Origin of the sequence: Salinisphaera shabanensis E1L3A, from assembly GCF_000215955.2 — a bacterium.
Taxonomy (GTDB): Bacteria; Pseudomonadota; Gammaproteobacteria; order Nevskiales; family Salinisphaeraceae; genus Salinisphaera; species Salinisphaera shabanensis.
Genome location: NZ_AFNV02000005.1, coordinates 53,182 through 78,810 on the forward strand (window position 1 = coordinate 53,182; position 25,629 = coordinate 78,810).

Annotated in this window: 28 protein-coding genes; 16 read left to right on the forward strand and 12 right to left on the reverse strand. The window is 61.7% G+C overall.

Going from position 1 to position 25,629, the window contains the following annotated elements:
- Positions 1-6 precede the first annotated feature (6 nt).
- Positions 7-1,533, reverse strand: a complete 1,527-nt coding sequence (locus tag SSPSH_RS04300; RefSeq protein ID WP_006913879.1) for a CoA-acylating methylmalonate-semialdehyde dehydrogenase — start codon at positions 1,531-1,533, stop codon at positions 7-9.
- Between the two features lie 530 nt (positions 1,534-2,063).
- Here SSPSH_RS04300 and SSPSH_RS04305 point away from each other — a divergent pair.
- A complete protein-coding gene (locus SSPSH_RS04305; RefSeq protein ID WP_006913880.1) occupies positions 2,064-2,978 on the forward strand; it encodes an AraC family transcriptional regulator in 915 nt (304 codons plus the stop codon).
- Positions 2,979-3,098: 120 nt separating this feature from the next.
- Here SSPSH_RS04305 and SSPSH_RS04310 read toward each other — a convergent pair whose 3' ends face one another.
- A complete protein-coding gene (locus SSPSH_RS04310; RefSeq protein ID WP_006913881.1) occupies positions 3,099-4,316 on the reverse strand; it encodes an ABC transporter substrate-binding protein in 1,218 nt (405 codons plus the stop codon).
- 264 nt (positions 4,317-4,580) lie between these two features.
- Here SSPSH_RS04310 and SSPSH_RS04315 point away from each other — a divergent pair, with 264 nt between their 5' ends.
- The 3 genes from SSPSH_RS04315 to SSPSH_RS18680 all read left to right on the forward strand — a co-directional run bounded on the left by SSPSH_RS04315 (position 4,581) and on the right by SSPSH_RS18680 (position 7,047).
- On the forward strand, positions 4,581-6,206 hold the full coding sequence (locus SSPSH_RS04315) for an alkaline phosphatase family protein (protein WP_021031408.1): 1,626 nt from the start codon (positions 4,581-4,583) through the stop codon (positions 6,204-6,206).
- A gap of 272 nt (positions 6,207-6,478) precedes the next feature.
- Positions 6,479-6,742 (forward strand): ArsR/SmtB family transcription factor, encoded by a 264-nt coding sequence (locus SSPSH_RS04320; protein ID WP_006913883.1) that lies wholly within the window; start codon positions 6,479-6,481, stop codon positions 6,740-6,742.
- Between the two features lie 44 nt (positions 6,743-6,786).
- Positions 6,787-7,047: a hypothetical protein gene (locus SSPSH_RS18680; protein ID WP_021031409.1), complete on the forward strand. Its 261-nt coding sequence runs from the start codon at positions 6,787-6,789 to the stop codon at positions 7,045-7,047.
- Positions 7,048-7,216: 169 nt separating this feature from the next.
- Here SSPSH_RS18680 and SSPSH_RS04325 read toward each other — a convergent pair whose 3' ends face one another.
- The 3 genes from SSPSH_RS04325 to SSPSH_RS04335 all read right to left on the reverse strand — a co-directional run bounded on the left by SSPSH_RS04325 (position 7,217) and on the right by SSPSH_RS04335 (position 10,080).
- Positions 7,217-9,103 carry a TonB-dependent receptor plug domain-containing protein gene (locus SSPSH_RS04325; protein ID WP_006913884.1) on the reverse strand — a complete coding sequence of 629 codons (1,887 nt, stop codon included), beginning with the start codon at positions 9,101-9,103 and terminating at the stop codon, positions 7,217-7,219.
- Entirely contained in the window at positions 9,100-9,345 is a 246-nt protein-coding gene (locus tag SSPSH_RS19150; protein ID WP_006913885.1) for a hypothetical protein, read from the reverse strand. Before SSPSH_RS19150 ends, SSPSH_RS04325 begins: the two co-directional genes overlap by 4 nt.
- A 132-nt stretch (positions 9,346-9,477) precedes the next feature.
- Positions 9,478-10,080 (reverse strand): TetR/AcrR family transcriptional regulator, encoded by a 603-nt coding sequence (locus SSPSH_RS04335; protein WP_006913886.1) that lies wholly within the window; start codon positions 10,078-10,080, stop codon positions 9,478-9,480.
- 95 nt (positions 10,081-10,175) lie between these two features.
- Here SSPSH_RS04335 and SSPSH_RS04340 point away from each other — a divergent pair, with 95 nt between their 5' ends.
- Both SSPSH_RS04340 and SSPSH_RS18945 read left to right on the forward strand, forming a co-directional pair.
- Positions 10,176-10,508, forward strand: coding sequence for a DMT family transporter (locus SSPSH_RS04340; protein ID WP_006913887.1), 333 nt, complete (start codon positions 10,176-10,178; stop codon positions 10,506-10,508).
- Positions 10,505-10,819 (forward strand): DMT family transporter, encoded by a 315-nt coding sequence (locus SSPSH_RS18945; protein WP_006913888.1) that lies wholly within the window; start codon positions 10,505-10,507, stop codon positions 10,817-10,819. The genes SSPSH_RS04340 and SSPSH_RS18945 overlap by 4 nt, the downstream gene beginning before the upstream one ends.
- A gap of 36 nt (positions 10,820-10,855) precedes the next feature.
- Here the strand turns inward: SSPSH_RS18945 and SSPSH_RS04350 are convergent, their stop codons facing one another.
- Positions 10,856-12,406, reverse strand: a complete 1,551-nt coding sequence (locus SSPSH_RS04350) for a methyl-accepting chemotaxis protein (protein WP_006913889.1) — start codon at positions 12,404-12,406, stop codon at positions 10,856-10,858.
- Positions 12,407-12,578: 172 nt separating this feature from the next.
- Here SSPSH_RS04350 and SSPSH_RS04355 point away from each other — a divergent pair, with 172 nt between their 5' ends.
- The 4 genes from SSPSH_RS04355 (at position 12,579) to sat (ending at position 16,162) form a co-directional block, all read left to right on the forward strand.
- Positions 12,579-12,833 (forward strand): Trm112 family protein, encoded by a 255-nt coding sequence (locus SSPSH_RS04355; RefSeq protein WP_006913890.1) that lies wholly within the window; start codon positions 12,579-12,581, stop codon positions 12,831-12,833.
- Positions 12,834-12,910: 77 nt separating this feature from the next.
- Entirely contained in the window at positions 12,911-14,257 is a 1,347-nt protein-coding gene (locus SSPSH_RS04360; RefSeq protein WP_006913891.1) for a dihydroorotase, read from the forward strand.
- 88 nt (positions 14,258-14,345) lie between these two features.
- Complete coding sequence (gene fur, locus SSPSH_RS04365) at positions 14,346-14,780, forward strand: ferric iron uptake transcriptional regulator (RefSeq protein ID WP_006913892.1); 435 nt, start codon at positions 14,346-14,348, stop codon at positions 14,778-14,780.
- 197 nt (positions 14,781-14,977) lie between these two features.
- Positions 14,978-16,162, forward strand: a complete 1,185-nt coding sequence (sat, locus tag SSPSH_RS04370) for a sulfate adenylyltransferase (protein WP_006913893.1) — start codon at positions 14,978-14,980, stop codon at positions 16,160-16,162.
- A gap of 115 nt (positions 16,163-16,277) precedes the next feature.
- Here the strand turns inward: sat and SSPSH_RS04375 are convergent, their stop codons facing one another.
- From SSPSH_RS04375 to SSPSH_RS04390, 4 genes are read right to left on the reverse strand one after another with little or no spacing between them, the layout of a single operon-like run.
- On the reverse strand, positions 16,278-16,490 hold the full coding sequence (locus tag SSPSH_RS04375; protein WP_006913894.1) for a hypothetical protein: 213 nt from the start codon (positions 16,488-16,490) through the stop codon (positions 16,278-16,280).
- A complete protein-coding gene (locus SSPSH_RS04380) occupies positions 16,465-16,839 on the reverse strand; it encodes a DUF488 domain-containing protein (RefSeq protein ID WP_006913895.1) in 375 nt (124 codons plus the stop codon). The genes SSPSH_RS04375 and SSPSH_RS04380 overlap by 26 nt, the downstream gene beginning before the upstream one ends.
- Before the next feature lie 36 nt (positions 16,840-16,875).
- Complete coding sequence (locus SSPSH_RS04385; RefSeq protein ID WP_006913896.1) at positions 16,876-17,835, reverse strand: cation diffusion facilitator family transporter; 960 nt, start codon at positions 17,833-17,835, stop codon at positions 16,876-16,878.
- A gap of 5 nt (positions 17,836-17,840) precedes the next feature.
- Positions 17,841-18,155, reverse strand: coding sequence for an ArsR/SmtB family transcription factor (locus SSPSH_RS04390; RefSeq protein WP_006913898.1), 315 nt, complete (start codon positions 18,153-18,155; stop codon positions 17,841-17,843).
- 85 nt (positions 18,156-18,240) lie between these two features.
- On the opposite strand from SSPSH_RS04390, the gene SSPSH_RS17745 reads away from it, so the two are divergent.
- A complete protein-coding gene (locus SSPSH_RS17745; protein ID WP_161627802.1) occupies positions 18,241-18,930 on the forward strand; it encodes an HAD family hydrolase in 690 nt (229 codons plus the stop codon).
- A gap of 10 nt (positions 18,931-18,940) precedes the next feature.
- Here the strand turns inward: SSPSH_RS17745 and gltX are convergent, their stop codons facing one another.
- Complete coding sequence (gltX, locus tag SSPSH_RS04400; RefSeq protein WP_006913900.1) at positions 18,941-20,371, reverse strand: glutamate--tRNA ligase; 1,431 nt, start codon at positions 20,369-20,371, stop codon at positions 18,941-18,943.
- A gap of 147 nt (positions 20,372-20,518) precedes the next feature.
- On the opposite strand from gltX, the gene SSPSH_RS04405 reads away from it, so the two are divergent.
- From SSPSH_RS04405 to SSPSH_RS04415, 3 genes are read left to right on the forward strand one after another with little or no spacing between them, the layout of a single operon-like run.
- Positions 20,519-20,956, forward strand: coding sequence for a MarR family winged helix-turn-helix transcriptional regulator (locus tag SSPSH_RS04405; protein WP_006913901.1), 438 nt, complete (start codon positions 20,519-20,521; stop codon positions 20,954-20,956).
- Positions 20,953-21,699 (forward strand): siderophore-interacting protein, encoded by a 747-nt coding sequence (locus SSPSH_RS04410; protein ID WP_006913902.1) that lies wholly within the window; start codon positions 20,953-20,955, stop codon positions 21,697-21,699. The genes SSPSH_RS04405 and SSPSH_RS04410 overlap by 4 nt, the downstream gene beginning before the upstream one ends.
- Before the next feature lie 22 nt (positions 21,700-21,721).
- Complete coding sequence (locus SSPSH_RS04415; protein WP_006913903.1) at positions 21,722-22,192, forward strand: GNAT family N-acetyltransferase; 471 nt, start codon at positions 21,722-21,724, stop codon at positions 22,190-22,192.
- Positions 22,193-22,201: 9 nt separating this feature from the next.
- Here the strand turns inward: SSPSH_RS04415 and SSPSH_RS04420 are convergent, their stop codons facing one another.
- Positions 22,202-23,077: a LysR family transcriptional regulator gene (locus SSPSH_RS04420; RefSeq protein ID WP_006913904.1), complete on the reverse strand. Its 876-nt coding sequence runs from the start codon at positions 23,075-23,077 to the stop codon at positions 22,202-22,204.
- Positions 23,078-23,165: 88 nt separating this feature from the next.
- Here SSPSH_RS04420 and SSPSH_RS04425 point away from each other — a divergent pair, with 88 nt between their 5' ends.
- On the forward strand, positions 23,166-23,912 hold the full coding sequence (locus SSPSH_RS04425) for an NAD(P)H-dependent oxidoreductase (RefSeq protein WP_006913905.1): 747 nt from the start codon (positions 23,166-23,168) through the stop codon (positions 23,910-23,912).
- 87 nt (positions 23,913-23,999) lie between these two features.
- Positions 24,000-25,556, forward strand: a complete 1,557-nt coding sequence (locus tag SSPSH_RS04430) for a class I SAM-dependent DNA methyltransferase (RefSeq protein WP_006913906.1) — start codon at positions 24,000-24,002, stop codon at positions 25,554-25,556.
- The last annotated feature ends 73 nt before the right edge of the window (positions 25,557-25,629 follow it).

Consider the following 25,629-nt stretch of genomic DNA (forward strand, 5'->3'; position numbering starts at 1 on the left):
AGCTCCTCAACGCATGCTGATGGTCATGTTCGGGCCTGAGGGCACATCGTCTTCGGGCCAGCGCGAGATCACGGTCTTGGTTTCGGTATAGAAGCGCACCGCCTGCTTGCCATAGGCATGCAGGTCGCCAAAGAACGAATTTTTGGAGCCGGTGAATGAGAAGAACGGCGCTGGCACTGGAATCGGCAGGTTGATGCCGACCTGGCCCACTTCGGTTTCGTACTGGTACTTGCGTGCGGCCGCACCCGATTTGGTGAAAATCGATGTGCCGTTGCCATAGGGGTTGGCGTTGACCAGTTCGATCGCTTCTTCGAGCGTATCGACATGCATCACGCATAGCGCGGGCCCGAAGATCTCTTCCTGATAGATCTTCATGTCCGTGGTGACGTTGTCGAACAACGTGGGGCCAATCCAGTTGCCGTCCGGATAGCCCTCGACCGTGCAGTCGGAGCCGTCGAGCAGTACATCGGCGCCTTCGCCGGCTGCGCCCTTGATGAGATCGCGTACGCGATCGCGCGATTTTTTATTGATCAGCGGGCCGTAGGCCGCGCCCTCATCGCCCGGCGCGCCGGGACGAATATCGGCGAGCGCATTCTTGATGTCCTCGACCCAGTCACGGGTCGATTCGCCCACCAGTACGGCCACGGAGATCGCCATGCAACGCTGCCCGGCTGCGCCACAGGAGGAACCGACCAGCGACGACACCACCTGATCCTTGTCGGCATCGGGCATGACGATCATGTGGTTCTTGGCACCGGCCATGGCCTGGACCCGCTTGAGGTTATCCGTACCGCGGCGATAGACATGCTCGGCCACCGGCACCGAACCCACGAAAGACACGGCCTTCACATCCGGGTGATCGAGAATCGCATCCACTTGGCGCTTGTCGCCGTGGATGAGCTGCAACAGCCCCTTGGGAAAGCCGGCTTCGGCGAACAGCTCGGTGAGCATGACCGGCGTGAGCGGATCCTGCTCCGACGGCTTGAGGATGAAGCTGTTGCCGCAGGCCACGGCAAGCGGATACATCCACAGCGGGATCATGGCCGGGAAGTTGAAGGGGGTAATGCCGGCACAGACGCCGATCGGGTGCACATAGCTGTGCGTATCGATATTGCGGGCGACGTTCTCGGCGGTCTCGCCCATCATGTGGGTGGTCATGCCGCAGCCGTGTTCGACCACTTCGATCCCGCGCCAGACATCGCCCATGGCGTCTGCAAAGGTCTTGCCCGTTTCTTCGGAAAGCACCTTGGCAATATCTTCCTGACGTTCCTTGAGCAGCGTCTGATACTTGAACAGATAGCGAACGCGCTCGACGGTGGGCACATCGCGCCAGCTCTTGAAGGCCGCCTTGGCAGATTCGACCGCCCGCTGCATTTCCTCGTCGGTGGCCACCGGCACCTGGGCGATCACTTCCTGGGTGGCCGGGTTATTGAGCTCGATCCACTCCGAAGTGGCGCTGTCGACGAATTCGCCGTCGATGAACAGCGGGACTTTCTGGCTCTGTCGAATCGTGTCGATACGGGATGAAGACATGGGCTTGTTCCTGATGGGATCACGGGTTGGCCGTATCGTGTCGAACCGCTGAGCCTGCAGCGCAGGGGTCGAGCCGGCCGTTGAAAAGGTCATGGAAGAACCACGGTGGCAAAACGCACCGGCGTTGTGCCGCCGTCGACGCTAGCCGAGGGTGTTCGACGCGGCGAGAAAACGACGGTTTGGCGAGGCATGAGCGTCGGCGTACGCCGACACGTGCTTAGCACTCGAGCGCTGAATGAGGCAGGCGGTACGCATTGGATCTCCTCCGTGGCGTTGTATTGGGCGGTCAGCGTTCGTTATGCGGGACACGCTGCCGTTTTTTTTTCGATATCGAAACAGCCCGGCACTGCCTGCTGTTTCATCGCGGCCCTGCTTTGTTTTTTGTGCCGCGTTTATAACTTATTGCCAATCAGATCACGCCGATCCGGCGTCTGAAATAGTCTTAATTGCCGCCGGCTGGACAAAATTGCTTCGCGCATGATCAAGTGTCCTGTAACGCAAATTCGCCACACCCACACGAAATTCATGTCGTGAACTTAGCGCCCCGCATACCTGCGTATGCCGGTATCGAGACCTCGCGCTGGCCGCTGCCGGAAACCGGACGGCGCGTGATCCTGCCGCAAAAACTCGTTGACGAAATGGCCGCCAACCCGCTGTGTCGCGACTGCCTGCCGCATGGCGTGGGGTACTACCCGAGGGCGGCGGGCCATCGCATGGGCCGTCGCAATCCGCGCGATCATCTGCTGATCTATTGCCTGTCCGGCGCCGGGGTGGCCCGGCGCGAGGGCCGGCGCCAGGCGGTACAGGCCGGCGACGTGCTGCTGCTGCGCGAAGGCGAGCGCCATAGTTATTGCGCCGACCGTCACGAGCCGTGGTCGATCTACTGGGCGCATCTGGGCGGCCATGCGGTCGCGCGTTTCTTCGACGAGATCGCGGCCGGGCACGATGACTTCGTGGTGCCGGTGGGCCTGCACCCACGCCTGACCGAGGATCTGAACCTGCTGCTGACCGTGGCGGATCGCTTCAAGAGCCAGCACTTCGTCTATGCGGCGAATCTGCTGCAGAGCATTCTGTCGTTCATGGCGCTGGTCCATCACCAGCACCGCGATCGCGGCGCGGCGCTGGATATCGACCGCGTCCAGGCCTGGTTGCAGGCGCATCTGCACGAGCGCATCGATCTCGACGAATTGGTGACCGCGACCAGTACGATCTCGCGCTATCACTTCATCCGCGAATACCGCCGCCAGACCGGCCAGACGCCCATGCAGGCCTTTCAGCGGCTCAAGATCAGCCGCGCCTGCTATCTGCTCGATATCACCGACTGGAACGTCGGCGAGATCGCCAGCGATCTGGGCTATGACGACCCCTATTATTTTTCGCGGCTGTTCAAGAAGGTCATGGGCGTGCCGCCGCGCGACTATCGGCGCGAGCATCAGGCCGGCTGAAAACTTTTCTGACGAGCCCTGCCCACCCTTATAGAAGGGTGCAGATTGGCAGTCGCATACAAAAACACCGGCACGCGCACTGGGCACGTACCGGTGTCTACGCACAACAACCGTGTTGAACTACTTCAGGCGCGCGCAGCCAGATTCGGCCAGCGACGGATAGGCCTGATCACCTGGAATCGTACGCTCGACAGTAGCGACATCCCATTCGCCTTTCGACGCATCCGGCCCCTTGACCTTGAGCAGATACATATCGTGCTCGAGCAGGCCGTCGTCGCGGATGGTGCCGCCCTGGGCAAAGAAATCGTCGATCGGCTTGTTACCGATCGCCTTGCGCACGGCATCGCTTTCATCCGTGCCGGCAGCGTTGACCGCATTCAGATAGGCCATCGTCGCCGAATACAGCGCCGCATGCGGGAACGTGGGCGTGGTGCCGCCGCTGGCCAGATAACGTTTCGCCCATTGCCGCGAGTCTTCGTCGTGATCCCAGTACCAGCCGCTGGTGAACTGCAGGCCCTTGGCGGTATCCAGGCCCAGGCTTTTCACGTCGCTAATAAGCACGAGCATGCCGGCCAGCGACTGGCCGCGCGAGACGATGCCGAACTCATTGGCCTGCTTGACCGCGTTAATGGTATCGGTGCCGGCATTGGCCAGACCGATCACATCCGCGCCGGAGCTCTGGGCCTGCAACAGATACGAAGAAAAGTCATTGGTGTTCAGCGGCGCGCGTACCGAGCCGACCACGCTGCCACCCAGTTCCTTGACCACGTCCGAGGTATTGCTTTCCAGGGCCTGGCCGAAGGCATAGTCGGCAGTGATGAAGAACCATTTCTTGCCGCCATTCTTGACGATGGCCGTGGCCGTACCGACCGGTAGCGCATGGGTATCGTAGCCGTAGTGGATACCGTAGGCCGTACAGGCATCGTTGGTCAGCGCCGAGGTGGCACTGCCGGTATTGATGGTGATGATGCCCTTGTTCGAGGCCAGCTGCTGTACCGCCAGGCCGACCGCGCTGTTGGTCAGATCCATGATGACATCGACATTATCGCGGTCGATCCATTCGCGGGCGGTAGAGGAGGCGATATCGGCCTTGTTCTGATGATCGGCCGAGATCACCTCGATATCCTTGCCGAGCACACTACCGCCAAAATCCTTGACCGCCATCTTCACCGCAGCGGTCGCACCGGGCCCGCTGAAACCATCGGCATAGACGCCGGACATATCGCCGAGCACGCCGATGGTTACCTGGCCGTCGTCGTTGCCGGCCGCCTGGGCCGTACCGACCGTGAGCAGGCCCGCCGCCGCTACGCCCAACAGGGCGTTTCGCCATATCGTCATGGTCCTCTCCTCGTTTTATAGGCTTCGTCGCTGCGCTTTGTACAGGCCGAACCGCTCGTTGTTGTAGTTGCACATTGCAGCACCGGCCAAACCCTGGCCCATTCGACCTTTGTCCAATGGCCACGCCGAGAGTGCGGGTTGCCGGCCTTAGCCACCACCGCATCGCGCCGCGACCGCACCGTTGTCGAAATCACCCCGCACCAGCTACCCGCCCGGGTAAGCTCGCAACCGTCCAGTGACTGCCATTAACCGGGACGTATCGTTTTGCCTGTTTCTCGTTTGACCACCGCCGTCCGCGTACTGGTCGCGCCACTGCTGCTTTATGCGCTGGCCGCCCTGCCGCTGCGCCCGGGTGGCAGCGTTACCTGCATGCCCATCGAGCCGGCGCTGGTACTGGCCGCCATGCTATGTGTGCCGCGCCGTGCCGAACGGGGGCTGCGCGTGCTCGTCGTTCTGGGGTATGGCCTGTTACTGGCGCTCACGGCCGCGGACTGGGGCACCGGGCTTGCCTTCGGTCGTTCGTTCGAGCTGGCCCGCGATTACCGCCTGCCCGTCTTCGGCTGGAATGTGTTCGCCCATGTCGTGGGTTACGGGCTGGCCGTGGTGGCGCTCGTTGCGGCAATCGTTGTTATCGGCCTGCTGCTCTACCTGCTGTTTCGTGGCCTCGCGGTCTGGACGCGTACAGCCGGGCCGCACCGCCTGCGCTACGCAGCGCTCGTCGCGGCATTGCTGATTGCGCCACTGACAGTCAGCCTGACGCGTTCGCAAACCGCTGCCCCGGTTTACGAGCGCATCGCCCTGCATGCGCATCAGTACCTTGCGCGTCGCACCGAGCGCCGGGCGTTCCAGCGCAGCCTGCAAACGCCAGCAGTAGACGCCGGTACCGACCTCGCCCGGCTCGCCGGCAAAAACGTATTGTTCGTTTTCGTGGAGTCCTACGGGCGTACGGTCTTCGAGCGCGCACTCTATGCCGAGACCATCGGCCCGCGGCTGCGCGCCTTCGAACACACCATTGCCGCCGCCGGATTTCGCGCACGCAGCGGCTGGCTCACCTCGCCGACGGTCGGGGGCCAGAGCTGGCTGGCCCATGCCACGCTGTTGTCCGGTCTCTGGATCGACAGCCAGCCGCGCTACGAGGCGCTGATCGCCAGCGATCGCATCTCGCTGAACCGACGCTTTCGTCAGGCCGGCTGGCGCACGGTCGCGGTCATGCCCGCCATTACCCGTGCCTGGCCGGAGTCCGCCTGGTTCAGCTACGACCGCGTCTATGCCAGCGACGATCTGGGCTATGAAGGCGAGCCGTTCAACTGGGTGACTATGCCCGACCAATACACCTTGGCCGCGTTGCAGCGCGCCGAACTCGATCCGGCCGGCACACAGCCGGTGATGATCGAAGCCGCACTGATTTCCAGCCATGCGCCCTGGGTGCCAATTCCACCACTAATGGAGTGGTCGCGTATCGGCAACGGCGCGGTTTTCAACGACTACGCACGCGCGGGCGATCCGCCGGTGGAAGTATGGAAAGACGCCGACCGGGTGCGCACGCAATACCGCAAGGCCATCGATTATTCGCTGGCAACGCTGGCCTCGTTCATTGCCGAACGCGCCGACGACAATCTGGTGCTGGTGATTCTGGGCGATCATCAGCCGGCGCCGATCATCACCGGCAACAACGCCTCACGCGACGTCCCGATGCATATCGTATCGGCGGATCCTGCAGTGCTTGAGGCAGTCGAGGGTTGGGGCTGGAAACACGGCATGACACCGGATGCCAATACACCGGTCTGGCGGATGGATACCTTCTACGACCGATTTTTGAGCGCTTTCGATAGCAATGCCGACGCCGGTCAACCTCCATCCCCGGCCGGAACGCCAGCTCAGCCCAAGTAGAACGCGCCCTGCGAACACGCGGCATCGGTCGGCGCGATACGCCGCAGCGCAATGCGGCGAGTGCCGCGCCGGCAGGCTATTCACCGCGGGTGGGGAATAGCCAGCTGGAATATCGGAAGCGCTTGCACATGGCGCAAGCTGGATCTATCATTCTTTCATTTCATGGAATGACAGAATAAACGATGCCTTCAGCGCACAGCCCATGTGAACACTCGACCGATCCAAAGCCGCCGCGACTACCGGCGGACGCTGACCTGTCGCTAGCCGCGGAGATGTTCAAGGCGCTCGCCGACCCGGACCGCCTGCGCCTGCTCGCACGGCTGGCCGACGGCGAAACCTGTGTCACCGAGCTCGCCGCGCTGGAAGATCAGAAGGTGACCACCGTCTCGGCCCGACTGAAGCTGCTGCTTACCGCACGACTGGTCAGCCGCCGACGCGAAGCCAAGCATATGTATTACCGCCTGACCGACGATCACGTACTGCAGATCGTCATCACTGCCCTCGAACATTCAGCCGAGGATGCCCTCTCGCGTTGAACGCGCAGATGTCTCCATCACTATCCAACCCAAGGAGCCACACAATGAGCGAATGCAATCACGACCATCATCAGCCCCATCCGCATACCCATGGCCCGGAGTGCGACCACACTTTTTTCGGATGCAAACAGGCCGGCTATGTTGATCGAATATTGAGCCATGGCCGGCAGACCGGCACGAAAATAGCGCGCGCCGGCTACCCAGCGCGCCAGGACGACGGATTGCCGCCCTTTCCGGACTTTCCAAGCCTGCTCTTTTCAAGCCGTAATACCCTTCAAAAACAAAACCAACGCGCTGCGACCTGAAAAAATCGCGATCGTGGCTCGCAGCGATCCGCGCGGCGTGCACACATACGACTTCGTGGATACGTCCGAATGACGGCATCCGCGGCAAGAGCCATAGCCAACACAACCATGCCGCTTGCCCAAAGTAGCGCGCTGCCGTAATCGCACCCGCGCCGTCTTGAACCGTCGATCAACCCCCGAATGGAATACGCGCGGTCAGCCGGATATCGCGACCGGGCGAGAGCGCGTAGCCTTTATAGGTATCCAGAAAACCGCGATAGTCGGTATCGAGCAGGTTGTGTACGGCCGCATCCAGATGCACGGTCTGGCCAGCGATCTGCGGCGAGAAGCCGGCGCCGAGATCGACCAGAAAATAGCCGTCGGTCGAGGCGGTGCCGAACGGCGCGCCATCGAACTGCGCGAACAGTTCACCCGGTGCGGCGTCCTTGGCAGCGTAGTAGCGCACCGTCACCGAGCCGCGCGGGGCGCGAAGCCAGCCATCGCTGGCTGGCGTGAACGTCGCGCCCAGACGTACGTTGTCGGCCGGCAATAGCGGCAATTCGTCGTCGTTATCGCGCCGCTCGCCGTTGACGGTCTCGGCCGCGGCGTTGAGCGTCAGCCAGGCGTTAACGTCTTTTTCGATCGACAGTTCGGCGCCAATCAGCTCGGCGTCGGCCTGATCGTAGGCCAGTACCGGCAAGCCGTTCATGGCCTGGCCGGTATCCCGCAGGAAGGTATAGTTGTCGATCACGTTGCGATAAATCGTGGCCTTGGCCCGCAGCGATTCCGAGACCCAGCGCAGCGACAGATCGGTGTTCAGCGAGGTCTCTTCTTCGAGGCTCGAATCGCCGCGCTGGAATGCAGCCACACCGCCATGCTGACCGGCCACATACAGCTCGAACAAAGTGGGCGCGCGAAAACCGCGCCCCACGTTAGCCGCAACCGAGAGCCGATCGGTCAGGCTATAGATGCCGCCGAGCGACCCGGTGACCACATCGAAATGATGCGGCTCCGCGTCGATCACGCTTTGCGAAGGATTAGCCGTTTTGGAGGCCTCGCCTTCAATTTCGTGATGGTCATAGCGCAGTCCCGCTTGCAACAACAGGCCGCCGAGCTGTTTCTCCTCGAAAGCAAAGATCGCCGCGTTGTCGATCGTACCGCCGGGCGACAACTGCGTGGTGCCGCGCGATACCTGGTCCTTGGTCACATACTCGATACCGACCGTACCGCCATCGAGCCCCAGCACCGGCCCGTGCTGGGCTTCCAGGCGTGCCGTGTACTGATCGAACTCGATATCGATCGCGTGATCGAAGCCCGCGACTCGCGGCGTGCCAGCAGCATTCGAACGCCGACGGTTGTTCTGCCAGAGCAGGTTCGGCTTCCAGGTGATATTGCCGGCTTGTTTTTCGCCTGCAAGTTCGATCTGTTCGTTATCGATGTATTGACCGATACCCTCTTCGCCGGCGGCCGGCGGTAGGTTACCGCCCGGCGGTGGCAACAGAAAATTATGTTCGTCGCTGTAGCGCGCGTAACGGGCGGTCCATTCGCCGCCCGAGTCGTCACGATAGCCCAGAGCAAAGTCGCCGTTGACCTGTTCGAAGCCGGTAAAGCCGAGACGGCCGGTATAAGCCGGGGCATCCCGGAACTGTTCAGCCGGCGGCGGCGGGAAATAGGTCGGCTCGTCGGGCGTTTCGATATTGCCCGCGCTACGCCGTATAATGCCGAAGGAATAACCCAGCGTGCCATTGCCGCCAGAGGCCTTGACGCCGGGATCCCACTGGCCGTTGTTGGTCGAATAACGCGTGAGCGTTTCGCCCTCGAGCGGCCTACCCCAAGCAATCCCGGGCGGCAGAAGATTGATCGCGCCGCCCAGCGCGCTCGAACCATAGAGCACGCTGGAAGCGCCGCGTACAACCTCGGCACGATCGATCAGAAACGTATCGGTGGTCGGCATATGGCGCACGCCGTACTGCTGGTGGTCCACGCCCACGCCGTTCGACAGGATCTTGATACGTTCACCCGACAGCCCGCGTATCACCGGCTTGCCCACACTGTTGCCGGTGCTGATCGAATTCACCCCGCAAGGGCGTCGAGCGCCTCGCCCAGATTGGTCGCCCCCTTGGCTTCGATTGCGTCGGAGTCGACCACATCGACATCGGCTGCCTGGGATAGCGGACTGCCGGGCAATGGCACTCCGGTTACCGAAATCGCCCCAAGCTCATGCCTTGCCCTATCGGCCGGCAACGATAACGTTTCGACATCGCTGTACTGCGCGAATGCCGACAGCGGCAGGCACAACGCGACGACGCCCCACGGCACGCCCCGATATTGCCCCGTCGTACTGCAAGACCGACGCCGTTCAGTATTCCGGTTTTCAAACGCATTCATGGCTCTATTAATATTATGTAATAACATTAATAGAGCATTCGCGTCAAGAGCCTTCAGGCCATTTCAAGCGTCGACGTGAACCAGACCCGCCCAGAACACCCGCCAGCTCGACGCCAAGCGGCGTTCGTACTCGGCGTGAGAATAGATGAAACGCTGGCTATAGAGCCCGTCCATTAGGCAATAGAACGCATCGAGGAAAGCGCGTTCGTCGAGCCTATGCCAATAGCCTTCGTTACGCCCCTGGATATACAGCGCGCGCAGCGCCTCGTCGATCCGGGCTTCGTTCTGGGCATTGATGGCACGTATCTGGGCATCGAGCGGTTCGGGGGGGAACAACAGACAACGTTTGTAGAACGCGCCCTGCGACTCGGTAAAAATAAACGTACTCAGGTCCTCGACCAGTGCGTGCAGGCGTTCTTCCGTACACGCCAACTCATAGCGCGCCAGGCTCGCATCCTGGATCGCGAAAAACGCGGCTTCGACCTGTCCGACGAGATACAGGAACAGGCTTTCCTTGCTCTCTATATGGTTGTAGAGCGAAGGTTTTCGAATGCCAACACCCTCGGCGATCTGCGCAAGAGTAGTTGCTTCGTAGCCCTGACGCGCGAACAGCGCGAGGGCCGTCGTTTCAATACGTTCGGCGGTAGAAGCAGCGGCGTCATTCATCGTTCCCATTCTAGCGCGGCCGGCGTGGCCAGGCCTGCCTTGCAGTCCAACCGTATTCGCTTATACTAACGACCGTTAGTTAGTAGGACCGCATCATGTGGAACATTGCCTGGCTGATTCTGGCTGCGGCCGCTGAAGTCGGCTGGATTTCGGGCCTTAACGCCGCCGACAGTCCGCTCGACTGGTGCGCGACCGCGGTTTGTGTGATCGCCAGTTTCAGCCTAGCGCTGGTTGCTGCCCGTCGGCTGCCGGCAACCACGGTCTATATCCTGTTTGTCGGCCTCGGCACGGCCGGCACTGCCCTGCTCGACCATCTGCTGTTCGATATGGGGTTGGAGCCCACCGCCATGGCCTGGCTGGCGCTGCTGCTTGCCGCGATCTTCGGGCTCAAGCTCACAGCCACGTCGGCGCCGAGCGCGTCGTCGTGAACTGGCTCGTTCTGATCTGTGCCGGCGGCTTCGAAATCGTGGGCGTGGCCGGTTTCGAGCGACTGACACGGAGGATTTATATCTCCGGTCTGCTGCTCGGCGTGGGCGGTTTCGGGCTGGGACTGGCCTGCTTGCACTACGCCATGCAAAGCATTCCGATGGCAGTCGCCTACGGCGTTTTTACCGGTGTCGGCGCGGTGGGCAGCACGGCATTGGGCATCTTTTTCTGGGGCGATTCGGCACGCCCCGCGCGCCTGTTTTGTATTGCCCTGATCGTAATCGCGGTCATCGGACTCAAAACCAGCTACTGACCGCAGGCGGCTTCGAACGACACTAGCTATCGCCGCTTAGGTCGGCAGCACACCCTGGCGCACCGACTCCGTTACCGATTCCTTGGGTGGACGCTGGCGATGTCGGCGTTCGCGTGGCCCGGCGGGGCCGGCAGTGTCGGTGGAGGCGGCTGTTTCGATACGAAAATAGCCGATGGCTTCGCCCAGCATATCGGCCTCATGGTTCAAGCGATCAGCGACTTCACGCGTACTTTCAATCGATTGCGCCGATAACGCCAGCGCGTGCTGCATGGCGAGAATGCCCTCGTTGAGAATCTCGATGCCCTGATGCTGTTGCTGGCTCGATGTGCTGATTTCGAGCATGCGCATCTGGATCTGCTCGAATACCGCGACGACCTCCTGCATCCGTTGTGCCGCGCTCTCGACATCAGCCACACCGGTTTCGACATGACCGATCGAGCGCTCGACACGATCGCGAATCGCCTTGGCGATAGCGGTACTGCGCTGCGACAGGGCGCGTACCTCGCCGGCAACCACCGCAAAGCCGCGGCCTTGTTCGCCCGCACGGGCTGCCTCGACCGAGGCATTGAGCGCGAGCAGGTTGGTCTGAAAGCTGATTTCGTCGATCTCGCCGAGCAGGCGCGCGATATCGCGCGCGCTCTCATCGACCCGTGCCATCGTATCGTCCAGGCGCTGAACGCTCTGCGCGCTTTGATCAAGCGCGCCACCCACGGTCAGTGCCAGTTCACGGGTTCGTTCGGCTTCGGCGGCGCTCTGCCGTGTCGTACTGGATAGCTGTTCCGCGCTGCTTACGATTCGTTCGATCTGCTCACCGCTGCGCTCGGCCTGCGACTGCAACTGCTGTTGCGCCTGCGCGGTATCGCCTCCGAGCCGGCGTATCGCATGCGCCGCCTTGCGGGCGTCGGCGAGCACGCCGGACAGTCGGGTCTGTAATCGCGCGACCGCCGCAATCGCCGGTCGCGCAAGGCGTGCGGGCGAAAACATATGGTCCAGACCGCCACGCTCCGCTCTTTCGGCAAAGGCCTGGATATCGAGGCTGTCCACAACCTGCCGACGCAGCGACTCGGCCAGATAGACGAGCACTATTGCCTGGCCCACAACCGCGCCTGCATGCATGCCCAGACAAGCCAGCAACATGGCCGGGTCGGCCGGTATTTGCGCTGACTGCGCATACAATTCGACTACGCCGAGATACTGCAGATAAGTGAATACGGCGTGATGAACCGCAATGATCGCCGCACCGGCAACATTGACCCGCCAGTCGCAGTACAGAATGAGGGCCGACAGCATGATAAATATGCTGAAATGCGCCTCGACCAACCCGCCGGTCTGCTCGATGAGCAACGCCGATAGCGTCATGAACTGCGCAGCCATGGCGATCGCGCTTGCGATAGTTCCAGGGGCCAGACGTGTCACGAGCGCAGTTGCGCCGGCCGCCAGCACGATCACGCCGACCGCCAAAAACCAGCCGCCGGTGAATAAACCCACCCCCAGACACAGCAACATATGCACAATCGCCGGGCGCCACATGAGCCTGTCGATACGCTGCCGATAGGTGGTGGTGATCGTGCCGGTCGATTCTTTCATGCCGTGGTTCTCGTCGCGCCATAACCAAGACACGCGAAGCGTGTTATCGCCTTGATCGAAGCGTTATATGCTGAGAACGAATAGCGGCAGGAGGTCGGCATTCTTGAGCAACGCGCGGCGTACCGGGCGGCGATGCTAGACTTCGCGCACTGGATTGCAACGAGTGGCGTTCGTGGACAAGAAACTGCTGGATATTCTGGTCTGCCCGGTTTCGGGTTCGGCCGTGACACTCGCTGACCAAGACACGCTGACCCAGCTTAACGAGCGCGTGAGCGCCGGAAAGGCTCGTTATGCGGATGAAAGTACGGTCGACGCCCCGCTCGAACAGGCATTGATCACTGCCGATCGTCATACCGCCTATCGTGTCGACGACGGCATCCCGGTCATGCTGCCCGAGCGCGGAATCGACCTGTCGAGCCCCGCTTAAACGCCTCGAAGGCTGCATGTACTTCACGTCGCGCCGCGAACGACTAGACTAGGCGCAAATTCATACCGCGCCGACGCATGACCGATTACCTGATTGCGAACGCCCGTCTCGTTAACGAAGGCCAGCGCAGCGAAGCCGATGTGCTGATCCGCGACGGGCGTATCGAAAAGATCGCCCGCCATATCGCTGCCCCGTCCGATGTCGAAGTCATCGATGCCCAAGGGCACTACCTGTTGCCCGGCATGATCGACGATCAGGTGCATTTTCGTGAGCCGGGCCTGACTGACAAGGCCGATCTGGCCAGCGAATCGGCCGCAGCCGTGGCCGGGGGCATCACCAGCTTCATGGACATGCCCAACGTCAAGCCGCCGACCGTCGACCACGACGCGATGGTGGCCAAGCACGCGCTGGCGAAGGGCCGCTGTACGGCGAACTACGGTTTTCACTTCGGCGCGACCAACGACAACATCGAAGAAATCAAGAAGCTCGATACGCGCCTGTCGGCTGGCGTGAAGATCTTCATGGGCGCCTCGACAGGCCGCATGCTCGTCGACGACGACACCGCGCTCGAACAGATCTTCGAACATTCGCCGTTGACGATCCTTACGCACTGTGAGGACACGCCGATGATCGAGGCCAACGCACAGCGTGCGCGCGATCTGTACGGCGACGATGTGCCGATGAGCGAACATCCCATTATCCGCTCACGCGAAGCCTGCTATGCCTCATCGTCCAAGGCGATCGATCTCGCCCGGCGCCACGGCGCGCGACTGCATATCCTGCATATCACCACCGCCGACGAACTGGATCTGTTCGAAGCCGGTGTGATGGGCCCCAAGCAGATCACCGCCGAGGCCTGTGCGCATCATCTATTCTTTGAAGACAGCGATTACGCGGCGCGCGGCACGCTGATCAAGTGCAATCCGGCCATCAAGACCCATGCCGATCGCATGGCCCTGTTGAAAGCCGTCGCCGACGACCGCATCGATGTATTGGCCACGGATCATGCCCCGCATCAGCTATCGGAGAAGGATCAGCCTTATTTCGCGGCGCCGGCCGGCTTGCCGCTGGTTCAGCATGCCATGCCCTCGCTGCTCGACCACGTGAGCGCCGGGCATTTCAGCTTGGAACAGCTGGTTACCAAGAGCGCGCACAACGTGGCGGATCGTTTCGATATCGCCGAGCGGGGTTATATTCGGGAAGGCTACTGGGCCGATCTGGTGATTGCGGATATCAGCGGCCAGACGGTGGTCGACCACGAACCGATCCTGGCCAAATGCGGCTGGTCGCCGTTCGCCGGCTATACGTTCCAAAGCCGCATCATGAGCACTTTCGTGTCTGGCCAACTGGCCTATCATGAAGGTAAACTTAGCCAAGGCTGTATCGGCCGAGCGCTGACCTACGATCGCGATTACGCGCGCTAGGCTGCGCCCCGACCGGGCTGAATCATTCAGCGCCCGGACGGTCCCAATCAACAGCGGGCCGTTCTGCGATCTATCGAGGTGCCGACGCATGGAAACCAGCGATCTACGCAAAGCCGGACTCAAGGCGACACTGCCCCGCCTGAAGATCCTGGAAGTGCTGCAAAACAATCGAGAGGATCACCTCTCGGCCGAAGACGTCTATCGTCGGCTCATGGCCGAGGACGAGGACATCGGCCTGGCCACGATTTATCGCGTACTGTCCCAGTTCGAGGACGCGGGCTTGGTGATTCGCCACCATTTCGAGGACGGCCATGCCCTGTTCGAACTCGAGCAGGGCCCGCATGACCACCTGATCTGTGTGAAATGCGGCAAGATCGAGGAATTCTTCGATACCGAGATCCAGGAGCGCCAGCGCGACGTGGCCCAGAAGTCCGGCTTCGACCTCTCCAAGCACACGCTCGTGCTCTACGGCGAATGCCGCGCGGACAACTGCGAAAACGACACCAGCAAGAAGAGCTCGTAGTCACGACCGCCCGCGCATAGCGTGCGCTCGTATCGCGATCTACCCTTGCATCGCGGGAGTTACGTCCGCAATACGTTAGAATCTGCAAAATTCTGAATAGCGAAAACGCGTCAAGCAGCCGCGTTTTCTATTGCGCGTGGCACGCGTACCGAGCCACGCGATCTGTTTTGCCATTCGACAACGCAAGGCGCGACGACATGATCAAACCGCACGGTTCCGATACGCTCAACCCGCTGTATGTGGCCGATGAGGCCGATCGCGAGCAACTCATGCAGGAAGCCCGCGAACTGCCGGCCATCACGGTGAGTTCGGCCGCCGCGGCCAATGCCGTGATGCTGGGCGCGGGCTATTTCAACCCGCTGACCGGCTTCATGAGCAAGGCCGACGCGCTATCCGTGGGCGAAAACCTGCGCACCGCTGACGGCCTGTTCTGGCCGGTGCCGGTGCTCAACCTCGTCGACGATATCGAGCCGATCAAAGGGGCGGCCCGTATCGCCCTGCGCGACCCGAACGTCGAGGGCAACCCGGTGATCGCGGTGCAGGATATCGAGGGCGTCGATGAATTCAGCGACGATGAGCTGAACACCCTGCTCGAGCAGATCTTCACCACGACCGACGACGAACACCCCGGCGTGGCGACGTTCAAATCGCTCGGCCGTCATGTCATCCACGGGCCGATCCAGGTTCTGAACTTCAGCTATTTCGAGAAGGACTTCCCCGACACCTTCCGCACTGCGCAGTCGATTCGCGACGAGTTCGCCGAACGCGGTTGGGAAAAGGTCGTCGCCTTTCAGACGCGCAACCCCATGCACCGCGCGCATGAAGAGCTTTGCAAGATGGCCATGGAAGCCACCGGCGCCGACGGCATCCTGGTGCACATGCTGCTGGGCAAGCTCAAGCCGGGCGATATTCCGGCCAACGTGCGCGATGCCGCCATCCGTACGATGGTAGACCACTATTTCCCGAAGAATTCGGTGATGATCACCGGCTACGGCTTCGACATGCTTTATGCCGGCCCCCGAGAGGCCGTGCTGCATGCCGTATTCCGCCAGAACGCCGGCTGCTCCTATCTCATCGTCGGCCGCGACCATGCCGGCGTAGGCGATTATTTCGGCCCCTTCGATGCGCAAACGATCTTCGAGGAACGCGTACCTGACGACGCGCTGGATATCGAGATCTTCGCCGCCGACCACACCGCCTTTTCGAAAAAGCTCGGCAAGGTGGTGATGATGCGCGACGTGCCCGATCATACCAAGGAAGACTTCGTCATTCTGTCCGGCACCAAGGTGCGCGAAATGCTGGGCAACGGTATCGCCCCGCCAGAAGAGTTCTCGCGTCCCGAAGTGGCCGAGATTCTCATGCAGTACTACCAGAGCAAATAGCTCGGCCGGCAGGTCACGCCTACATCAAGGCCCGGGCGCATGGCGCGACCCGGGCTTTTTTATACCCGCTGTTTGCCACGCCGACAGCACGTGCGGGCATCGAAATGACAGGGCGTTACCGAGCGGGATCTGCTTCGCCGTCAGGCGACGCCTGGCCGTCGGCGATCACTTCGGCCAGGTCGAGCCGTCGTATCGAACTGATGGCCATTTCCAGCGCGCCTTCACCGCATAACCCCGCGATCGCCGCCTCCTCATAGCCGGCCAGCGCCGCTTCTATGCAGGCCGCCCGAATGCGTTCGGCTTCATCGATGGGCCGCGCTTCGCTCATGTGCCCCCTCCAGCCAAGACTTGAGTACGACCGCGTGATTGCACTCGGTATCACGGGCCGCGAAAAGCAGCGTTACGTCCTGGTCGGCGACGATCTCGCGTAGCGCCACGAGATCGTCATTGTCGGATGCGTCGAGTTCGGCGCGATAACAGTCGCAGAATTTCTTCCAGCGGTCGCGATCATGCCCGAACCAGCGCCGCAAATCGCTCGACGGGGCCACCGATTTGTACCAGTCGTCCAAAGCCGCATCGGCCTTTTTTACGCCACGCGGCCACATGCCGTCGACCAGCACGCGCCGCCCGTCGTTATCGGCTACCGGATCGTAGATACGCTTGAGTTGTATCGACATAGCCAACCTCTGCCCGTTCTCTCCCGGGCACTGTCTTCAAGTGGCCACGCCGCAGTCCGAATCCATCGCACAGGTCATGGCGGTCTGACGGTCTTCCGGCTGCAGCGTGGTATGCGTGATCGAGAATCGTTCGGCCAACAGCGCCTGCAGACGCGGCAGAATCGTCTGCCAGTCGCTCATCCGACCGATCTCGATATGCGCAGCCAAGGCGCGCTGGCTCGATGACAGACTCCAGATATGCAGATCGTGCACCGAATGCACGCCTTCGACGCCGGCGAGCTCGTCGCTGACTTTTGCTGCATCCACGCCCTTGGGCACGCCTTCCATGAGCACGTGGACCACCTCCTTAAGCAATCGCCACGCGGAAACCAGGATCAGCGCGCTCACCGCTAGTGACAGCAGCGGATCGATCGGCATCCAGCCAGTCAGAAGAATGACCGCGCCGGCCACGATCGCCGCAACGGAGCCGAGCAGATCCCCGAGCACATGAATCAGCGCGCCGCGTACGTTCATGGTCTGTTCGCCGCGCATGAGAATGGCGGCCACCACAATATTCATCACCAGACCGATGGTGGCGATCACCATCACCGGCACGCCCGCGACCTCACGCGGTTCGGCAAAACGCTGTATCGCCGAAAAGGCAATCGCCACTACAACGACGATCATCAGCACGGCGTTGATGAGCGCGCCCAGCACCTCGGCGCGCTGCAGACCGAAGGAATGCACCTTGGAGGCTGGCCGCTTGGCCATCCAGGCAGCAAGTGCGCCGATCGCCAGCGACGAACTGTCGGTGAGCATATGTCCGGCGTCGGACATCAACGCCAGCGAGTCGGCCCACCAACCGCCGATGGCTTCGACAAACGCAAAGGCGAGTGTCAGACAAAGCGAGAAGACGAGCGCCCGTCCCGTACCGCCATGGTGATGACCACCCAACCCATGATCGTGACTGTGATCATGATTGTGGTCAGCATGCGAATGATCGTGCATATGGACCATGGCAGCTACTCCTGGGCGCTGTGTTCGACCATGTCGCGCAGCACGCGTTGTACATGGGCATCGGCGGCGACATAGAACACCTGTTTGCCACGCCGCTCGGCGCGCAGCAGACGTGCCGCGCGCAGCAAGCGCAGATGGTGGCTCGCCAGCGACATGGAGATATCGATATCGGCCGCCAGCGTCTGCACGCTCTGCGGCTCTTCCAGGCAGGCATAGACAAGCGACAGCCGGTTCGGCTCACCGAGCAGGCGGAACATCTCGGCCAGGCGCGAGGTCTGGCCCGTGCTCAGAACCTGCAGTTCAAGATAGGTGGTGGTCATGCGAACCTCGACAATTGAACAAGCATTGTATCGAGCACGCGGCTGTTATGGTATTTCGCACCATACGAACCCTGCGAAACGTCCGTTGCGATCGCGATACAAGCTGCTCAGCTTCGACGGCGATATGACGCTGTGGGACTTCGAGGCCGGCATGCGCGCCGCGCTCCACAACACTCGTACGTTGCTGATCGAGCGCCGGCCGCATATGGCGACATCGCTTGCCGATATCGAACCGATGATCGCCGTGCGCGATCGTATCCTCGCCGAACCAAGTGCGGCAGATCTGTCGTTTGCCGAAATTCGCCGCCGTGCGTTTCATACGCTGCTCGCCGAGCATGACCAGCCCGACGACGCGCTCGCCAACGAGCTGTACGCCGCCTATCTACAGCATCGACTCAACGCGACTGCGTTGTATGCCGATGCGGCCCCGCTTTTCGCCAGCCTTGATCCGACGCTGCGGCTCGCCCTGCTCTCGAACGGCAATACCCATCCAGAGCATTTAGGTATTGCCGATCGCTTCGACGTGATCGCGTTCGCGGGCGACGACTATCGTGCCAAACCGGCACCCGACTTATTCGCGCAGGCACTGGGACATACCGATTGCCGCGCGGCCGACATGATCCATGTCGGCGACGCGCTGGAAACCGACGTTGCCGGCGCCAATGCCATCGGCGCCACCTCGGTCTGGCTCAATCGCGATCACCGACCCAATGAGACGGCAATCGTCCCGGATTACACAATCAGCACGCTGACCGAGCTGGACACTCTGCTTTAGCCGTTCGCGTTTAGCCCGGTTCCGAGGCAAACGCAGCGACCGCCGCATCCAGGCGTGCCAACGTTTCGTCGCGGCCCAACAACACGAGGGTATCGTCAATCGACGGCGACACCGGCCCGCCGGTTACCGCGATACGAATCGGCTGGGCGACCTTACCCATGCCGACTTCGTTATCCGCCGATACCTGCTTGACCACCGCACTCGCGGCTTCGCCGGTCCATTCATCCAGCTTTGCCAGGCCATCGCGTACCTGCGCGAGCAGATCGGGCGTGGCGGCCTTGACATGTTTCTTGACCGCCTTGGGTTCGTATTCGGTGACCGGCTGGAACACAAACAGTGTCTGCTCGGCCATTTCCAGTACCGTTTTGCAACGGCCTTTCTGGATCGCGGCAATTTCGGCCAGACGCGTATCGTCCACGTCTTCAATGCCAAGCCGCGCGAGATGCCAACGCAACTCGCCGACCAGATCCTCAGGCGCGGCCATCTTCAGGTGTTCCTGATTCACCCACAGCAGCTTGTCGGGGTCGAAGGTCGAAGCCCCGCCCTGGACATGCTCAATATCGAAGTGCTCGAGCATCTGTTCGCGAGTGAAGATTTCCTGATCGCCGTGTGCCCAGCCCAGACGCACCAGGTAGTTGAGCAGCGCTTCGGGCAGAAAGCCTTCTTCGCGGTAGCGCATCACGCCTACCGCGCCATGGCGCTTGGACAGGCGCTTGCCGTCGGGCCCTAGGATCATGGGCACATGGGCATAAACCGGCAGCTCTGCGAAATCGCCGATCAACGCCTTGAGAATATTGATCTGACGCGGCGTGTTGTTGACGTGATCGTCGCCGCGAATGATATGACTGATCGCCATGTCCATATCGTCGACGACTACACAGAAGTTGTAGGTCGGCGTGCCGTCGGCGCGGGCAATCACCAGATCGTCCAGCTCGGTATTCGAGATGGTGATATCACCCTTGACCAGGTCGTGGATAACGGTCTCACCGTCCAGCGGCGTGGCAAAGCGGATGACCGGATCAACGCCTTCCGGCGGCTCCGGCAGCGTCTTGCCCGGCATCGGCCGCCAGGTGCCGTCGTACTTCGGCTTCTCGCCCTTGGCCCGCGCGGCTTCACGCATGGCTTCGACTTCCTCGGCGGTCGAATAACAGCGATAGGCCTTGCCTTCGGCCAGCAGCCAGTCGATGACTTCGGCGTATCGATCGAAGCGCTTCGTCTGATAATAGATCTCGCCGTCGTGCTCGAGATCCAGCCATTCCATGGCATCCAGAATCGCCTGCACGGCTTCGTCGGTCGAGCGCTCGCGGTCGGTGTCTTCGATACGCAGTACGAAGCGACCACCACTGGCTTTCGCATGCAGCCAGGAATACAGCGCGGTACGCGCGCCACCGATATGCAGATAACCGGTCGGCGAAGGCGCAAAACGGGTGGTGATGGTCATAGGAGCAGGCCGAGCAGGGAATGACAGGCGGCGTAGTTTAACAATCCGCCAAGCTGGGGGTGGCAAGACTAAGCGCTGCGGCCCAATTAGTTGACTAAATCAACCAACACGACGACCATTAGTTGCCTCAGTCAACTACCACGCGTCATGCATACTCCGATCGGCGAGACTCTGCACCGGCTTTTGCACGCCTACAAACGCGCCATGCGCGACGGCTACACAACCGCCGGCATCGAGCTCACCGGTGCCCAGATCCGCATGATCAAAGGCATTGCCAGCGATCCCGATGCCTCGGCCCAGGCTATCGCCAAGCGCACACGCCAGGACAAGGGCCATATCGCGCGCCTGATCAAGGATCTGGAAGGCGAAGACCTCATCACACGACGTCCGCACCCGAGCGACAGTCGCTACCGCCAACTCAAACTGACGGCAGCGGGTCATGCCCTGGCCACGCGTATTGCCGAGGTCGAAGCCGAAGCCGGCGCGCGCATGGCCCGCCACCTGCCCGATCCCGATATCGAACGCTTCGTCGAACTGGCCGAAGCGATGATCGCCAACCTCGAGTCCAGCGAGAACCCTCTATGAGCCGTCGCGCCCCGCCCCGCACCTTCACCGTTCTGGATAAAACCGAACTTACGCCGAACATGCTGCGCATCACGCTCGGCGGCGAGGCCATGAACGATTTTCCCGCCGACCAGCCCAGCGCCTATGTGAAGCTCCATCTCACCGATCCGACGCGCGAGCGACCGCTGCTACGCACCTACACCATTCGTGCCCAGCGCCCGGACTCGGTCGATATCGACTTCGTCCGTCATAGCGACGACGGCCCGGCCGCGCGCTGGGCCGAACACGCACAAGCCGGCGACACCATCGATCTCAGCGGCCCTGGGCCGAAGAAACGCGTCGATGCCAGCGCCGACTGGCTGCTGCTCATCGGCGACATGACCGCGCTGCCGGCCATCGGCGCCAACCTCGAACAGCTGCCGGCAGACAGTCGTGGTCATGCAGTGATCGAAGTGCTCGACGAACGCGATATTCAGCCGTTGGCCGCGCCGCCACACCTGCAACTGCACTGGGTGATCAACCCCGCCCCCGGCGAAAACAGCGACGCCCTTTTCGATGCCGTCCGCGCAATCGACTGGCTCGAAGGCCGGGTAGCGGTATGGTGTGCCTGCGAATTCCAGACCATGCGCCGGCTGCGCACCCACCTCAAGCAGGAACGCGAGGTTGCCCGCGAAGACATGTACATCTCCAGCTACTGGCAACACGGGGCAAACGAAGAAAGCCACAAACAGGCCAAGAGCGCCGATGCCGAGCGCACAGGCTGACCGCTTTCAACAAATACAGGGAATGACCATGGCCGACCCCGTTTTTCGTACGGCCCGGGCCGAGGATCTCGACGCGCTCGTGCAGCTGCTTGCCGACGATGCGCTGGGCGCTACACGCGAATGCCCTTCCTATCCTTTGCCGACGAGCTACAACCGGGCGTTTGCGGCGATCGACGCCGACGCCAACAACGAGCTCATCGTCGCCGAGCAGGACGGCGAGATCGCGGGCATGCTGCAGCTGACGTATATCCCTTATCTCACGTATCGAGGCAGCTGGCGCGCACTTGTCGAAGGCGTGCGGGTCGCCGACAGCCGGCGCGGCCAGGGCCTGGGCCGAAAGCTGTTCGAATGGGCGATCGAACGTTCAAGGGAACGCGGCTGCCGACTGATACAGCTGACCACCGACAAGCAGCGCCCCGATGCCCTGCGCTTTTATGAAAGCCTGGGTTTCGTCGCGTCCCATGAAGGGCTTAAACGCACGCTCGCAAACTGAATCGGCCGCCTATCCGCCCGCCAGTCGCGAACGCACACTCGCCGTATCGAATGCATCGATAAGCGCCTGTCTAAGCGCACGCACACGCGCCGTGCGCCGCATGTCCGGATGCACCAGCAGCCAGACCGGCGTCGCCAATGCCGGTATGACCGTGCCAACACGCACGAGCTGAGGATCCGTATCGGCGAGATAACAGGGCAACAACGCATCACCCATGCCATCAGCCGCGGCCCGCTGCATGGCCACCAGGCTGTCGACGCGCAGCGCGTAGTCGCTGTTATCAACGTGGGCCGCCATCCAGCGGTGCAAGGCGGTAAACGGCACCGTTTCGCTCAAGCCGATCCAGGCACTCGGTAGCGACACCGACGCGGCCGCGCGATAGCGGGCCATGGCGATGTCGCCGAGCGCGTGAGCGATCAGCGGGTCCGGCGGTTCGGCCGCTGCACGAATCGCAAGATCGGCATCGCGACGTGCCAGATCGAGCGGCGCATGCGATATACGCAAGTCCAGGTCGATTGCCGGAAAGCGCTCGCGAAACGTCGCCAGCATCGACGATACCAGCCCCTGCAGCAGCGTATCGGCCAGGGTCAGCTGAACCGTGCCCGCTGGCATGAAATCACGACCGGCAATCCGCCGGCTCGCATCGGCAACTGCGCCGTCCATATCGTCGGCCACCGCCACCCACTCCGCGCCGGCTGCGGTCGGCACATGGTGGCCCCGGTCGCGCTCGAACAGCCGCACGCCCAGACTGCGTTCGCAGGCGATCAGGCGGCGATAGACCGTCGCGTGGTGAAGGCCAAGCGTGCGCCCCGCGCCGGCCAGCGTTTGTGCACGTGCGATGGCCAGGACAAGGCGTAGATCGTCCCAGGCGACATTCGTTTGCATGAATGCAAAATCTCATTGCTCGTATGTCTATTTATTGACGATAACGCAAACCCCAGACTGGCGACCTGACTTCCTACCGACATATGCAATGCACGCCCATATCGTATTCGCCCATCCCGAGGCTCGATCGTTCAACGGCGCACTTGCCGATATCGCCGAGGAAACGCTTGCCGCGCAAGGGATAACGGTTACCCGCTCGGACCTGTACGGCGAGCTCTTCGATACAGTCGAAGGGCCGGCTCACTATGGCGAGCGGGCGGACGAGGCCTATTTCTCGGCGCTGGCCGAACAACGCCACGCCGGCAATGCGCGCACGCGCCCGGCCGACGTACAGCGCGAGATCGATCGCCTGACCGCAGCCGATCTGGTCATTCTGCAATTCCCGTTGTGGTGGCATGCCCAGCCGGCCATCCTCAAGGGCTGGTTCGACCGCGTATTCGTCTACGGCGAACTTTATACCGGGCGTCGGCGCTACGACGAAGGCCATTTTCGTGGCAAACGCGCGTTGCTGTCCGTAACGACGGGCGGCCCGGCTGCCACGTTTTCGCCCTACGGGCGCGGCGGGCCAATCGAACGACTGCTCTGGCCTATCCACTACTCTTTGCACTACATGGGCTTCGACGTATTGCCGCCGTTCGTCGCCCACGGTATTCAGGGCGGCGGCATCGCCTATGAACAACGCGACGTGTTCGAACAGCATCTCGACGGCCTGAAACGGGGCTGGGCCGAGCGCCTCAACACGCTCGACTCGGCCCGACCGATCCCGTTCACCGGCTGGCAGGATTGGGACGACCACGGCGTACTACGCGCCGATCATCCGCTGCGCTGGGCCTAAGACAGTGACGTAACCTCGGCCGAACGGATGCGTTCACCCGACGTTATCGGCGATAGTAGCGGCCTGCGACTTATCTCCAGGTAGACGATGGCAAAACGCACACCCACCGGCGGCGGCGATCTCGGCTTCGAAGCCGAGTTATTCCAGGCCGCCGACAAGCTGCGCAGCAACATGGAGCCCAGCGATTACAAGCACATCGTACTCGGGCTGATCTTCCTCAAGCATATTTCCGACGGCTTCATGGCCAAGCGCGCGGAACTGGAAGCCGATTATCCCGAAGAAGTCGAAGACGAAGACGCCTACCGCCAGGACAACGTGTTCTGGGTACCCAAGGCCGCACGCTGGCCGGCGCTTAAGGCCAACGCCAAGCAATCGAACATCGGCAAGCGCATCGACGATGCCATGCTCGAAATCGAGAAGGTCAATCCGTCGCTCAAGGGGGTACTGCCCAAGGACTATGCCCGCCCGGCGCTGGACCCGACCAATCTGGGCGAGCTGATCGACCTGATCTCCGGCATCGGCTTCAAGACCGACGACGGCTCAAGCCGCGACGTGCTCGGGCGCGTGTATGAATACTTCCTCGCCGAGTTCGCCGGCGCGGAGGGCAAACGCGGCGGCGAGTTCTATACGCCGCGCTCGGTCGTACGCACCATGGTGGAAATGCTCGAACCCTACGAAGGGCGTGTTTACGACCCCTGCTGCGGCTCCGGCGGCATGTTCGTGCAATCCGAAAAATTCGTGGAAAACCACGGCGGGCGTTTAGGGGATATCGCCATCTACGGCCAGGAGTCCAACCACACCACGTGGCGGCTGTGCATGATGAACCTCGCCGTGCGCGGTATCGATGCCGACATTAAGTGGAACACGGAAGGCAGCTTCCACCGCGACGAACACCCGGACCTGCGCGCGCATACGATACTGGCCAACCCGCCCTTCAACGTCTCCGACTGGGGCGGCAAGCGCCTGCGCGAAGACCAACGCTGGCAGTACGGCACCCCGCCCGCCGGTAACGCCAACTTCGCCTGGTTGCAACATATTCTCCACCACTTGTCGCCCACCGGCACGGCCGGCGTGGTACTGGCCAACGGCTCCATGTCCTCCACCCAAAGCGGCGAAGGCCAGATTCGCCAAGCCATGGTCGAGGGCGACGTGGTCGACTGCCTTATCGCCATGCCCGGCCAGCTCTTCTACTCCACACAGATCCCGGTCTGTCTCTGGTTTCTGGCCAAGGACAAGGCCAACGGCCTGGCCGGCGATACGCGCCTGCGCGACCGACGCGGGGAAATTCTGTTCATCGACGCCCGCAAGCTCGGGCATATGGTCGATCGGACGCGGCGTGAGTTTTCGGACGAGGACATCGCGCGAATCGCCGATACGTATCACGCGTGGCGCGAAGGCAGAGGCTACGAGGACACGCCGGGTTTTGCTTATTCAGCTAACCATGAGGAGGTCGCGCAACACGGCTATGTTTTGACGCCAGGGCGCTACGTGGGAGCCGAACAAACGGTGGACGACGATATGCCGTTTACTGAAAGAGTTGCGTCTTTAACAGCTAAACTCGATGAGCAATTTAGTGAAAGCGATAAATTAGCCAACGTTATTCGGAAAAGCATTTCCAGTCTTATCATCAAAGAGGAGGGCTAATGAGACCCCTCCGGCTTGGCAATTACTGTTGGAAAATTGGCAGCGGTGCGACACCTCGCGGTGGTAGAGACAC